Here is a 12,612-nt window from a genome sequence, read left to right as displayed (position 1 = left end):
TTTTTGACAAAAATCTATGGTCTAAACAAGGATGTTCTACCATAGGCGACCCTCTTATTCTTTATGAGTGTTTCCGATATTCCATTTGCTTATTCGCATTATTCTATTTGTTTATTGTACATAGAGGGTAGTATTCGTGTAAGATATGTATAAACATCAATATTGAAAGCGCTAACATTAATTGTGAGAGGGGAACATACAATGTCATTGCTTACATTGAAACGCTATGTTTTAAGTGAAAGGGATCGTGAAAAATTGGAAGATGCATTGCTTACTAGCTTTCCAGAATGTGAATCTGTTGTGTGGCATTTAGATGATGTAGAGCTTGGAAAGTTGTATCACGAAAAAATGCAAATAAAAGCTTAATTATAAAAAAAGGGCAACGTTTCATCAGAAAACGTTGCCTTTATTCTTGCTTGGACGAATCAATGCCGTATGCAAAGGGAACTAATGCACAAATTAAAGCAGCAGTGAGTTCAAACGTGAGCTGTAAACCGTTAAGTTCATGGCTTTGAAACATTGAAATTTTTTCTACTGTACCAAATACAATAAAACCTAAAATAAGATAGCGTGCAATCCAAATCGCTTGTCGATAAGAAAGCAAGCCTTGTTTTAAATGTGCTGTAATAGTCTGAATCATGCTTTTTCCTCCCTACCCAAACTAGTTATCTTTTAAACCTATTTTTATTGTAACAAATTATTTGATATTTTTAATTATTTAATGTTTTCCATTCAAAAAAACCTTCCTCAATTAGCTGAGGAAGGTTCATTTTTATTTTGCGACTGGTAGTGAAGAATCTGGACTTTGAGTTGGAACTGGCGGATGAAATTCATTTTCCATTTTTGAAACAACAACGGTTGCAACACCGTTTCCAATTAAATTTGTAATAGCACGAGCTTCAGACATAAAGCGATCCACACCAATTAATAATGCAAGGCCTTCAACAGGAATCATTGGGAAGGCTGCTAATGTTGCTGCTAGGGTAATGAAACCAGAACCCGTTACGCCAGCGGCACCTTTTGATGTTAACATTAACACACCTAATAATGTTAATTCTTGCCAAATTGTTAAGTCAACGCCATACGCCTGCGCAATAAAAATTGCTGCCATTGATAGGTAAATGGACGTTCCATCAAGGTTGAATGAATAACCAGTAGGGATAACAAGACCTACAACAGATTTAGAGCACCCATATTGTTCCATGCGATTCATCATTTTTGGTAAAGCTGATTCAGATGATGATGTACCAAGCACTAGTAAAATTTCTTCTTTAATAAACGCAATGAATTTTAGAATGCTAAACCCATAAAATTTAGCAATTGCACCTAAAACAAAAATGATGAATAAAAACATCGTGATATAAACAGAGCCCATTAATTTACCAAGTGAAACGAGTGAACCGATTCCAAAGTTACCAATTGTATAAGCCATTGCTCCAAAAGCAGCGATTGGAGAAATCTTCATAATCATATTAACGATTCCAAAGAAAATATCGGTTACGCGTTCAAAGAACGTAATAACGGGAGCTGCTTTGTCACCGAGAGCTGCTGTTGCAAGCCCAAATAATACGGCAAAGAATAAAATTGGAAGAAGTTCTCCGTTAGCCATTGCTCCAAAGACGCTGTCTGGAATAATGCTCATTATAAAGTCCATAAATCCATGCTCAGCTTCAGCTGCTTGCTTCGTATATTGTGAGACATCAGCTCCCTGTGCTCCGCTTATGTTAAAGCCCTCACCAGGTTTTACGAAATTAACAACGATGATGCCGATGGCTAAAGCAAAAGTTGTGACGATTTCAAAATATAGAAGTGCTTTACCTCCAATACGCCCAACCTTCTTCAAATCACCCATACCGCCAATTCCAATTACAACTGTTAAAAAAATAATGGGTGCGATAACCATTTTAATCAGTTTAATAAAGATGTCAGCCAAGACTTTCAGCTGTGCACCGAATTCTGGGAAAATAAACCCAACCATGATTCCTAAGATAATACCAATAATAACGCGAACTGTTAGGTTTTTAAAATTAATCTTCATCTTTCATCCCCCTTGACTCATGTATTGATAACGTTTTCATTAATCTTGTAAACTTATAGTACCGCATATGAAAGGGGGGTGAAATTTCTGGTGATAATGGTCTTTTTGTTCATTAAGTTCTTAGAATTTTCATAGAAAAGAGTTTGAGACATGACAAAATGAGTAATTTTAAAAGGCACACAATAGATGTTCCCATCTGTTTCTAAAATAGTTTTCCAAATCAGCAAAAACCCTGACCAATTAAAAGTTGTAAACTCTCAATCAGTTAGGGATAGTAGGGGGTGAACTGCCTATGTCTCAGTCTCTCTAATCACTTCTTATATGTTTCTTCCACAATCTCTTTTGTTAATCGCTTTTCAAATTCTGTGTAAAGGGGAGTAAAGCGCTGTTTCCATCTCGCTTTTTCTTGCTCTGTTAGGTAGTGAACTTGAATAGTAGACTCCCGTTTAATTTTTTCGAGCTGCTGATCATTCATTTCTTTCGAGTGTTCCCACATCCAAGCTGTTGTTTCATCCATTGCATTTGAAAGAAGAAGCTGAACATCGGAAGGTAAGCTGTTCCAATAGTTTTCGTCCATCATTACAGTGTAACCTAAGTAGCCGTGGTTACTAATGGTCATATACTGCTGTAACGTATATAGACGCTTTGAATAGATATTTGAAATAGTATTTTCTTGACCATCAAACTCCTGCTTTTCAAGTGACTCGTATACTCGGTTAAATGTAGCAGTGGTAGGTTTAGCCTCCAGAAGTTCAAACTGTTTTTTGATAACTTCGCTTGGCATAATGCGAAAACGTTGACCTTTAAAGTCATCTGGTACAGCTAGCTTCTTTTGATTACTCGTCATTTGTTTAAATCCGTTGTTCCAGAATGCTAGTCCTTTTAAATTCTCTTTTTTGAGGGATGCTTGCAGACTTTTGCCAATTTGACCATTTAAAGCTGTCTCAACTTCACCTTCATCTTTAAACATAAATGGGAGGTCAAAAAGTAACCAATCTTCGTTTATATCTGCAAGCTTTGAGAAAGAAGGAGCAATCATTTGAACGTCATTTCGCCTTAAAGCATCTACTTCTTCTTTATCAGAATAGAGCACACCATTTGAAAAAACTTCAACTTTAACTTTGCCATTTGATCTTTCATTAACAATCTTGGCAAATTTTTGCGCTGCTAACCCTTTTGGGGTATTCTCAGCTACAACATGACTAAAATTAATGACGATTTGCTCATCTAGCCCTTGTTGTTCATCATCTCTATAGACGTGTTCCGAATGTAAAAAAGAAGGAGGGAAAAGTAAAATATAAATAAAGAAAGCGCTAACAAATAAAGCTGTGATAATAAATACTCGCATAAGCTTTTACTCTCAGCTCCTTGCATCTCAATGAGAAGAATTATAATCTTATGATTTATTTTACCACGCAGATTTAGAGCATGGTAAAATAAATAAAGATGACATAGTTGAGAAAGAAGAGGGATTTTGGGCTTTATGAATCGATTTTCAATGCAAACGAAGATGACTGCCTTAATCTTCTTTATTATCGTCTTTGCGCTGTTTTTAGCTGGTATTGTCGTCATCAAAGAATTTATTGAATTAAAGGAAGAAGACTTGAGGCAGCGAGCGCTCGTGACATCAAGAACCGTCGCTGAAATGACGGAGGTTAGTGAAAAGATAACGGGAGATGAACGAAAAAGGCAGAAAATTAACACAATAGTAGATCCCATTCGAATTATTCACGGAGCAGATTACATAGTCGTGCTTGATATGAAAAAGACAAGGCTCTCTCATCCGGTCAACGCTATGATTGGTACGAAATCGCACGGAGAAGATGAAGGACAAGCATTTGCTGAACATACGTATACTGATAAAGCCAAAGGGGAGAGAGGGACTGTCATACGCTCGCTCGTTCCCATTATTAATCATCATCACGAACAGGTTGGTGTCGTGATTAGTGGCTATCTATTACCAACCTTTTCTGAAGTTATTCGTAGTGTAAAGAAGGAAATCTCTATCATCAGCCTTTTAATTTTACTGTTTGGAGGATGGGGAGCTTGGGTATTAGCTTCTCACATAAAAAAGCAAATGTTTGAGCTAGAGCCAGATGAGATTGCACGGCTGTTTGTTGAGCGAACTGAAACGTTTAATGCTATGCATGAAGCTGTAATTGCCATAGATAAAGATGAATATATTACTATTTTTAACGATAAGGCAAAAGCAATCATGAATATTCATGATGAAGTGATTGGACAATCAATCTATGATGTGATTCCAGATACGCGCTTACCAGAAATCCTACAGCTAAATCAACCGGTATATAATAAAGAGCTTCAAGTGCGTAATTTAACCATTCTAAGTAATCGTGTTCCCATAAAGGTAAAAGGAGAAACGGTGGGAGCGGTTGCGGTTTTCCAAGACCGAACAGAAGTAAAAAAACTTGCTGAAGAGTTAACCGGAGTAAAAGCATTTGTAAGCGCGCTTCGCGTACAGAGTCACGAGTACATGAACAAGCTGCATACTATTGCGGGATTAATCCAGCTAGGAAATAACGAGAAAGCGTTAGAGTATGTTTTCGAAGTTTCAGAAAAGCAAGGAGAACTGACGAACTTTTTGCACAAGAACATTAAAAATGAAAGCGTATCAGGACTGTTAATTAGCAAAGTAAGCAGAGGGAAAGAGCTGGGAATTACGTTAACCATTGATAAGCACAGCTATTTAGAAACATTTCCTAAACATTTAGATCACCATGACTTTGTTGTTGTTATCGGAAATTTGATTGAAAACGCTTTCGATTCTTACGTTGACTCATTCCAGGATGATAAAGAAGTTTATGTAAGTATTGAACAAACAGAAGACGTATTATCAATTTTGGTAGAGGATAACGGGTGCGGCATGACAGAAGAAGAGGTGAAACATATTTTTGAAGAGGGTTTTTCAACAAAAGCAAAAGAAAACCGAGGTATCGGACTTTATTTAATTTATCAAATCGTTCAAAAAGGCAATGGAGATATTTCGGTTGAAACAGAGCATGGGCATGGAACAGCGTTTACCATTACATTCGTAGTGTAGGTTATAAGCGAAAAGGGGATGGAAGCATGACGAAAAGCCAATGGAAGGTACTTGTGATTGAAGATGATTTAATGGTACAAGAAGTAAATAAGCAATTCATCGAGCAGGTAGAAGGATTTGTAGTAACAAGTGTGGCATCAAATGGCGTAGAAGGGTTACGAATGATTGAAAAAGATCTTCCTGATTTAATCATAATTGATATGTATATGCCTCACCAAGATGGAATTACTACCCTCCAAAAAATTCGCTCAAAAGGTTATCAGTCTGATGTAATTGCGGTCACAGCGGCCAGTGATAGTGAAACGATAAAGCGTGTATTACAATACGGCGCGGTGGATTACATTATGAAGCCATTTAAGTTTGAGCGTATGAAGCAAGCATTAGAAAATTATCGACAGCGCCAAAACAAACTAGGAAAAAGCCAAACCATTACGCAAGATGAAGTGGATACCCTGTTATTTAAAACAGCCTCTGAGAAAAGCACAATGTTACCCAAAGGACTGAACACAATTACATTAGCTGGAATAAGGTCATATTTACATAGTCAAACAGATCCGATTTCAGCAGAAGAAGTTGCAGAAGGAATGGGTATCGCAAGAGTTACAGCTCGTCGCTATTTGGAGTATTTAGATCAAGAAAAAGAAGTTGAGCTTTACGTTGAGTATGGACGAGTGGGCAGGCCTGTTAATCGCTATTTACTACAACAAAAATAGTCGCAAAAAAAAAGACCGGTTCTTTGCTAGACCGGCCTCTTTAGCTATGATTCATAGATTTCTTTAATTCCTGACAAGCGTAAAGATAACGTGTTGTGATTTTCATCCTGTAAAGATAATGTTTGCTCGACTAGGTTTAACTGTTTTACTTTTCCTTTGAAAGTCTCTAATAAACCATCACGATAATAATTAACTGTCACAGAACCGTTTTTTCGTAAAGCTTTTAAAATCATTAGATAATCTCCTCTCATGGTATGTTTTATTTATGAAAACCGAAGTAAAATGTAAGCGTTTTTTTATCTACTCTTAGTATACACAAAAATAGAAAGCGTTTTCACTTAAAAATTGAACACTTTGTGAAATTTTGCACAGTTATTTTTAAAAAGGCTTTTCACACTGTTAATCTTACCTTTTCTTTATGAAATTCAAGTGAAAAAACTGTTAATCTCATGTTAAGAGTTTGTTACCTAAAGGTTTCCTTGACAAACACCTTCGCCTCTATTAGACTGTTCAACATATTTGAAATAATCTGAAAGGTGGCTTTAAAAGAGTTTAAACTCTACATCCTATGAACCCAATTCAACATATTTTACATACACACCCTCTTGTTGTGCTCGACGGCGCATTAGCCACAGAATTAGAACGATACGGCTGTGATTTAAATGACAGCTTATGGTCAGCGAAAGTGTTAGTTGAACAACCAGAAGCCATTAAACAAGTACATAAAGATTATTTTGTAGCAGGAGCTGACTGTGCGATAACGGCTAGCTATCAAACAACAATTGAAGGTTTTGCAAAGCGCGGTATTAATAAAGCAGACGCGGTTCGTTTAATGAAGCTCTCTGCCCAGTTAGCGATTGAGGCAAGAGATGAATTTTGGCAAAACAATCAAACTGCCGCTCGACCAAAACCATTAGTAGCAGGCTCTGTAGGGCCATACGGAGCATACTTGGCAGATGGATCTGAGTATACGGGAAACTATAGCTTAACAGAAGAAGAGCTCATGAATTTCCATCGTCCTCGCATAAAAGCATTACTTGAAGCTGGTGTGGATTTATTAGCCTGTGAGACAATTCCAAGTTTACAGGAAGCAAAAGCAATCGTGCGGGTGCTTAAAGAGTTTCCCGATGCTTATGCGTGGATTAGCTTCAGTGCCAAAGATGAAGAACACATCAGCAATGGAACAGCGGCTGCAGCATGTGCAGAGTGGCTCGACTCGCATGAACAAGTGATAGCGATAGGCATTAACTGCACGCCTCCTCAGTACGTAAAAAGCCTAGTTCACAACATGAAAGCAAACACGAAGACACCGATTCTGGTATATCCTAACTCTGGTGAACAGTATGATCCAACAAGCAAAACGTGGAGTGGATCAGAAGCACAGCAGTCCTATCAGTGCTTTGCATCCGACTGGCGCCAAGCGGGAGCACAGCTTATTGGTGGCTGTTGCCGAACAACTCCTGAAGACATTGAATCAATTACAAAGCTCACAAGGTAACACGAAAAGACATCTTTGCTAGGCGAAGGTGTCTTTTTTAGTTTATGACGGGAAATCAGAAAGTAGAACATATATAGAAGTAAAGTCAAAGGGTAATATGATATTTTACAGCGTGCTCTTTATAAATCATACCAAGTAAAGGGTGTTGTTAGAATAGAAGAGTAACCTTATCAAGTTTTTCCCTATTCAAAAGTCCCGTGATTGAAATGAAAGGTGCGCCACTCCAGCAGGATTAGCGGGCCAGATGAGACCCCGCAGTTTACGAGGAGGCTCAGCGCTCGCCCTGCGGAAAGGAAGCAACCTGAAATGGAAATCACGCTATGCAGAGAACAAGTGCTTCCCCCTCTAAAAACAAGTTAAATCTGACATAACTAAATATAATAGCTAACGATAAAAAAACGATATTTTAACTATGGCTATAAATATCATATAGTTAAGGTAACAAAGAATTAATCGATTGTAGAGGAGGCGACAAGATGTTTTGGAAAAAAGATGAACCTGTAGCTGTTCATGGTGTACTTTTTTACGGATTGCTGAGTAAAAAGCAACGAGCAATTCTCAAAGAAATTGAAAAAGTTACTTCTCCTGAAGCCTGGAACGGTGTAAAGGGCGTTTATTGCCTTGGCAGTGTTAAGGTACAAGGGAGAGACGTTCTGGGCGTTTATTATGGACAATTTCCAAAGCAAACCTCCGCAAAGAAGCAGGCGCTACACTTTGAAATTAACTATAAAAAATACACAGTAAAGGAATGTCCAATTGTCTTTATTGACACCATGAAAAACAAAAAAGCTCATCAGTTTGCTTTCATTGTTCTTCATGAACTAGGCCATCACGTAGATCGAACTCAAAATCAAGTTGTATTAAGAGAGGGAAACAAGCAGCAAGAACTGTTTGCAAACACATATGCAATTGAACATTTTTTACAGATAGAAGGAATGGAATCCAAGCAGCTATATAACATTCCTTATCTTCAAGAAGCAATTCAGCAATATCAACAAGTGCATTCTCCACTACGCTCTCCGCTTACTCTTCGTGTTGAATAACAAACCTACTCCTATCTATGTTTTAAAAGTCATGAACAAAAAGGATTTAATTATATAAAAAGTTTTAAAAGTATTTATATGACGAATTATTTACAGCGAACCGAATCTTAAATTATGATTATTTTAAGAAAAAACAGAAAATTAAGGTGCTGTAAAAACAGAAGCTAGTGTAACTGGCAGCTCAATGTTTAACATCATGTAAATACAGATAAAACCATGGCTTTGTCACCTTTAATGAAAGCGTATACAAAACAAAGGGGTAGGGGGATTTATATGTTAGCAATACTTGGTTTTGCAATGGTATGTACCTTCATGTTTTTAATTATGACAAATCGCTTAACACCATTAATTGCACTGATGGTTATTCCCGTTATATTTGCAATCATTGGTGGATTTACAACAGATATAGGTGAAATGGCGTTAGCCGGTGTGAAGGAATTAGCACCAACGGGCGTAATGCTCATGTTTGCTATTTTGTACTTTGGTATTATGATTGATGCAGGTTTATTTGATCCAGTCGTAGGTAAGATTTTAAAGATTGTTAAAGGGGATCCACTGAAAATTACGGTTGGTACAGCCATCCTTGTTCTAACTATTTCGTTAGACGGTGACGGAACAACTACATATATGATTACGCTCTCTGCAATGCTACCACTTTATAAAAAGCTAAACATGAGTACGATGATGTTAGCCTGTATTGCCATTATGGGAAGCGGGGTTATGAACTTAACGCCTTGGGGTGGCCCAACTGCTCGTGCGATGAGTGCATTAAACCTAGATGCTTCTCAAGTATTTACACCGTTAATTCCAGCAATGGTTGGAGGAGCAATTTGGGTTATTTTCACTGCTTACTTGTTTGGTAAAAAAGAACGTCAACGCTTAGGGGTAATAGATTTGAAGGATATTTCACCTGTACAAGTTGCGTTTGCAGAGCAAGCAGCAGCAGTGGAACAGCCAAGCTATAAGCGACCAAAATTACTCTATGTGAACCTTGGTTTAACAATTTTATTAATGGTTGGGTTAATTAGTGGAATCATGCCTTTACAAATCTTATTTATGATAGCGTTTGCTATTGCGATTATGATTAACTATCCAAACTTAGAAACACAAAAAGAGCGAATTACTGCTCATGCCGGTAACGTACTAGCCGTTGTATCACTGGTTTTCGCAGCAGGGATCTTTACAGGAATTTTATCTGGTACAAAAATGGTTGATGCGATGGGCAATAGCTTAGTGTCGCTTATTCCAGATGCATTGGGACCTTACATGTCAGTCATCACAGCTATTACAAGCATGCCGTTTACATTCTTTATGTCAAATGATGCTTACTATTATGGGATTCTACCAATTATCGCACAGGCAGCAGCAACATATGGAATTGATGCAGCTGAAATTGCTCGTGCGTCATTAATTGGTCAGCCCGTTCACTTACTCAGTCCACTTGTTGCTTCTACATATCTATTAGTAGGTATGGCAAAAGTTGACCTTGGAGAATTCCAACGCTACACGTTAAAGTGGACAATTGGTACATCAATGGTCATGCTGCTTGTTGCTATTATTACAGGAGTCATCACCTTATAACATGAGAACTTATTCGCTTTCAAGCGGGTAAGTTCTTTTCTATATAATGAATAGATGAACTCAAGCTACAAAAGATAGTCTACTTCAATAAGAATGCTTTGAAATAATTAAGAAGGCAATAGAGTTCTTATCTTGAAGCTTCAAAGTAAAGGGACTCTTTTAAACTACCAAAAGAATGAAAAGTTCTCATTAAAAGTCAACTTAATAAAAAAGCCGTGATTGTAATTTTTATTAGTAGTGGTCCTTCCTTATCTGAAGTAGGGATTTCATATTTATAAAAGTCAGACAAATCAAAACGTAAGATAAAAACTTTGGTAGAATAAAAGAGGAGTGCAAATAGAAGAAGGATGTCAAACTAGAATGAAAAAAACAATTTCCATTTCGTTAGAAACAAAAACAGTTGGTCTGACCGTGGGTTTGGTCCTGCTTGTGGTTACGTTACTTGCTAGTATATTTTCTTATATGCAAGCAGTCGAATCAAAAAAGCAAGCGGAACAACTAGCTTTGCAGGCTGCCAAATCAATTTCCTTTATGCCAGAGGTCAAACAAGCTTTCAATGATAAGAATCCTTCAAAGGTCATTCAGCCTTTAGCAGAGCAAGTGCGTGAACAAATTGGTGCCGAAGCGGTTATCGTTGAAAACCGAAAAAAAGCCATTTATTCACCTGACGATGAGAAAATAAAAGACCGCCAATCTAATGCAAGTTCGAACTACCGTGCGCTTATGTTTGGAGGGTACTATACGCTAGAAGGCATGGGAACTTCCGGTCTATCTATTATGGGGAAAGCTCCGGTGATTAGCGAAGAAGGAAACTACCGCGAAATTATTGGTGTCGTTACCGTAGAGTTTTTAGAGCGAGACGTTCATGCTCATTTAATTAAACGCATCCAACAAATTATATTTTACGCTTTTCTTGTGCTTCTTCTTGGAATTGTTGGGGGAGTCTTGCTCGCCAAAAGCATTAAGAAAGATACTCTTGGATTAGAGCCAAACGAAATTGCTTCTCTGTATCGAGAGCGTAGTGCGATTTTGCGGTCAATAAAAGAAGGCATTATCGCCATTGATGCGAAAGGTCGAATTACGATGATGAATACATCAGCGAGGCATATGCTTGGCTTACAGGATAACTATATACCAAAGTCTATTATTGAAGTATTTCCTTATACAAACATGATGCGAGTGTTGGTAGATGGGCAAGCGCAAAATGATCAAGAAATTCGCTTTCATAATAAGCTTTTCATTTTAAATTTACTGCCCATTATTGAAAATGACAAAATCGTTGGTGTAGTAGCAAGTTTCCGCGATAAAACAGAGCTGAATCATTTAATTCATACGCTAGGAGAAGTACGAAGATACTCTGAGGACTTACGAGCACAAACACATGAATTTACAAACAAGCTTTATGTGCTGTCTGGACTGCTTCAGCTGGGGGAGTATGATGAAGCCTTTGAATTTATTCAAAAAGAATCCAATGCGCACCAAACGCAAAATCGGATTTTATTTCATCAAATCTTGGATGCTAAAGTACAAGCTGTGCTATTAGGCAAGATGGGAAAAGCGTCTGAAAAGAAAGTAGAGTTTACTATTGCGGAAGATAGCTTATTAAAAGAGTTACCTTCGCATATTGATGTCTCACACTTAATCATCATTATTGGAAACCTAATTGATAATGCTTTTGATGCAGTCAGTGCGCAAGAGGATAAGCAAGTCTCATTTTTTATTACAGATATTGGTCAAGATATCATTATTGAAGTAAGTGATAATGGAAGTGGAATTTCAGAAGATATAATTGATAAATTGTTTTCAAAAGGGTTTTCAACGAAAGGACAAAACCGAGGATATGGACTTTCAAATGTAAAAGAAATGATTAATGAGCTTCAGGGTTGGATTGACATTCATCCTGAAGAAGAAGGTACCACATTCTCCGTTTATCTACCGAAGCGAAAGTAAACGCAATTGGAATGAGAGAAAATCAAACAAAGGAGAGAGACATCATGTTAAAAGTAGCCATTGCAGAGGATGATTTTCGAATCGCTCAGGTTCAAGAACGATTTTTACAAGAAATAGAGAATGTGAAAGTAGTAGGAAAGGCTTTAAATGCTAAAGACGCCATAGAAATGCTTGAGCAAGAAAATATCGATTTGCTTATTTTAGATATTTATATGCCTGATAAAATGGGAACGGATTTATTACCACGCATTCGTGAACGGTTTCCAAAAGTAGATGTTATTGTGGTGACGGCTGCCACTGAAAAGGATATTCTAGAGCGATGCTTGCGCAACGGTGTGGTCAATTACTTAATTAAGCCTGTAAAAATGGAGTCATTCATTGAAGCAATCGAAGGGTACCAGAAAAAAAGAAGGTTATTGCAAGCTCGAGATGAAGTGGACCAGTCATTTGTTAACTCGTATTTTGGTTATGATAAGCAGCAGACAGTGGAAAAAGTCTTACCATCTGGAATTGACGGAATTACGTTAAAACGAGTGAAGGCTATTTTAAAAGACCTCACAGAAGGTATTACAATTGAAGAAATGGGCAAAACGATGGGCGTCTCTCGAACAACGGCCCGTCGCTATTTAGAATATTTAGTATCGGTGCAAGAGTGTCATGTTCAGTATGATTATGGGATTGTTGGTCGGCCGGAGCGAAAGTATCATTTAACATAGGTCAGGGTGAAT

At 37.5% G+C, this 12,612-nt stretch carries 12 protein-coding genes; 8 read left to right on the top strand and 4 right to left on the bottom strand.

Annotated features, from left to right (window positions below; translation table 11 throughout):
- Positions 1-201: 201 nt before the first annotated feature.
- Positions 202-366: a hypothetical protein gene (locus V2145_RS15025; protein WP_165932525.1), complete on the top strand. Its 165-nt coding sequence runs from the start codon at positions 202-204 to the stop codon at positions 364-366.
- 40 nt (positions 367-406) lie between these two features.
- On the opposite strand, the gene V2145_RS15020 is transcribed toward V2145_RS15025, so the two are convergent.
- The 3 genes from V2145_RS15020 to V2145_RS15010 all read right to left on the bottom strand — a co-directional run bounded on the left by V2145_RS15020 (position 407) and on the right by V2145_RS15010 (position 3,386).
- Positions 407-640, bottom strand: coding sequence for a hypothetical protein (locus V2145_RS15020; protein ID WP_094912254.1), 234 nt, complete (start codon positions 638-640; stop codon positions 407-409).
- Between the two features lie 132 nt (positions 641-772).
- The gene (locus V2145_RS15015) at positions 773-2,038 is read right to left on the bottom strand and encodes a dicarboxylate/amino acid:cation symporter (RefSeq protein ID WP_094912255.1); all 1,266 of its coding nucleotides are present in this window, start codon (positions 2,036-2,038) and stop codon (positions 773-775) included.
- Positions 2,039-2,348: 310 nt separating this feature from the next.
- The gene (locus tag V2145_RS15010) at positions 2,349-3,386 is read right to left on the bottom strand and encodes a DctP family TRAP transporter solute-binding subunit (protein ID WP_131887290.1); all 1,038 of its coding nucleotides are present in this window, start codon (positions 3,384-3,386) and stop codon (positions 2,349-2,351) included.
- Between the two features lie 135 nt (positions 3,387-3,521).
- On the opposite strand from V2145_RS15010, the gene V2145_RS15005 reads away from it, so the two are divergent.
- A complete protein-coding gene (locus V2145_RS15005) occupies positions 3,522-5,099 on the top strand; it encodes an ATP-binding protein (RefSeq protein WP_131887289.1) in 1,578 nt (525 codons plus the stop codon).
- Positions 5,100-5,125: 26 nt separating this feature from the next.
- Positions 5,126-5,812: a response regulator gene (locus V2145_RS15000; protein ID WP_131887288.1), complete on the top strand. Its 687-nt coding sequence runs from the start codon at positions 5,126-5,128 to the stop codon at positions 5,810-5,812.
- Positions 5,813-5,856: 44 nt separating this feature from the next.
- Here V2145_RS15000 and V2145_RS14995 read toward each other — a convergent pair whose 3' ends face one another.
- A complete protein-coding gene (locus V2145_RS14995; protein WP_025910354.1) occupies positions 5,857-6,045 on the bottom strand; it encodes a YolD-like family protein in 189 nt (62 codons plus the stop codon).
- A gap of 335 nt (positions 6,046-6,380) precedes the next feature.
- Between V2145_RS14995 and mmuM the strand changes: the two genes are divergently transcribed.
- The 5 genes from mmuM (at position 6,381) to V2145_RS14970 (ending at position 12,600) form a co-directional block, all read left to right on the top strand.
- Complete coding sequence (mmuM, locus tag V2145_RS14990) at positions 6,381-7,310, top strand: homocysteine S-methyltransferase (protein ID WP_131887287.1); 930 nt, start codon at positions 6,381-6,383, stop codon at positions 7,308-7,310.
- Positions 7,311-7,786: 476 nt separating this feature from the next.
- Entirely contained in the window at positions 7,787-8,353 is a 567-nt protein-coding gene (locus V2145_RS14985) for an ImmA/IrrE family metallo-endopeptidase (RefSeq protein ID WP_131887286.1), read from the top strand.
- 273 nt (positions 8,354-8,626) lie between these two features.
- Positions 8,627-9,934 carry a CitMHS family transporter gene (locus V2145_RS14980; RefSeq protein WP_094912260.1) on the top strand — a complete coding sequence of 436 codons (1,308 nt, stop codon included), beginning with the start codon at positions 8,627-8,629 and terminating at the stop codon, positions 9,932-9,934.
- 360 nt (positions 9,935-10,294) lie between these two features.
- Positions 10,295-11,884 (top strand): sensor histidine kinase, encoded by a 1,590-nt coding sequence (locus V2145_RS14975; protein WP_330987968.1) that lies wholly within the window; start codon positions 10,295-10,297, stop codon positions 11,882-11,884.
- Positions 11,885-11,928: 44 nt separating this feature from the next.
- Positions 11,929-12,600 carry a response regulator gene (locus tag V2145_RS14970; RefSeq protein WP_330987967.1) on the top strand — a complete coding sequence of 224 codons (672 nt, stop codon included), beginning with the start codon at positions 11,929-11,931 and terminating at the stop codon, positions 12,598-12,600.
- Positions 12,601-12,612 lie beyond the last annotated feature (12 nt).

It is taken from the genome of Priestia sp. GS2, assembly GCF_036409025.1.
Classification (GTDB): Bacteria; Bacillota; Bacilli; order Bacillales; family Bacillaceae_H; genus Priestia; species Priestia aryabhattai_A.
The sequence above is the reverse complement of the archived record's forward strand: the minus strand, read 5'-3'. Positions and strand labels throughout refer to the sequence as shown.

Excerpts from the sequence above, each read along its gene's own strand:
- V2145_RS15025 (WP_165932525.1), top strand. The coding sequence starts at position 202 with ATGTCATTGCTTACATTGAAACGCTATGTTTTAAGTGAAAGGGATCGT.
- V2145_RS15020 (WP_094912254.1), bottom strand. The coding sequence starts at position 640 with ATGATTCAGACTATTACAGCACATTTAAAACAAGGCTTGCTTTCTTAT.
- V2145_RS15015 (WP_094912255.1), bottom strand. The coding sequence starts at position 2,038 with ATGAAGATTAATTTTAAAAACCTAACAGTTCGCGTTATTATTGGTATT.
- V2145_RS15010 (WP_131887290.1), bottom strand. The coding sequence starts at position 3,386 with ATGCGAGTATTTATTATCACAGCTTTATTTGTTAGCGCTTTCTTTATT.
- V2145_RS15005 (WP_131887289.1), top strand. The coding sequence starts at position 3,522 with ATGAATCGATTTTCAATGCAAACGAAGATGACTGCCTTAATCTTCTTT.
- V2145_RS15000 (WP_131887288.1), top strand. The coding sequence starts at position 5,126 with ATGACGAAAAGCCAATGGAAGGTACTTGTGATTGAAGATGATTTAATG.
- V2145_RS14995 (WP_025910354.1), bottom strand. The coding sequence starts at position 6,045 with ATGATTTTAAAAGCTTTACGAAAAAACGGTTCTGTGACAGTTAATTAT.
- mmuM (WP_131887287.1), top strand. The coding sequence starts at position 6,381 with ATGAACCCAATTCAACATATTTTACATACACACCCTCTTGTTGTGCTC.
- V2145_RS14985 (WP_131887286.1), top strand. The coding sequence starts at position 7,787 with ATGTTTTGGAAAAAAGATGAACCTGTAGCTGTTCATGGTGTACTTTTT.
- V2145_RS14980 (WP_094912260.1), top strand. The coding sequence starts at position 8,627 with ATGTTAGCAATACTTGGTTTTGCAATGGTATGTACCTTCATGTTTTTA.
- V2145_RS14975 (WP_330987968.1), top strand. The coding sequence starts at position 10,295 with ATGAAAAAAACAATTTCCATTTCGTTAGAAACAAAAACAGTTGGTCTG.
- V2145_RS14970 (WP_330987967.1), top strand. The coding sequence starts at position 11,929 with ATGTTAAAAGTAGCCATTGCAGAGGATGATTTTCGAATCGCTCAGGTT.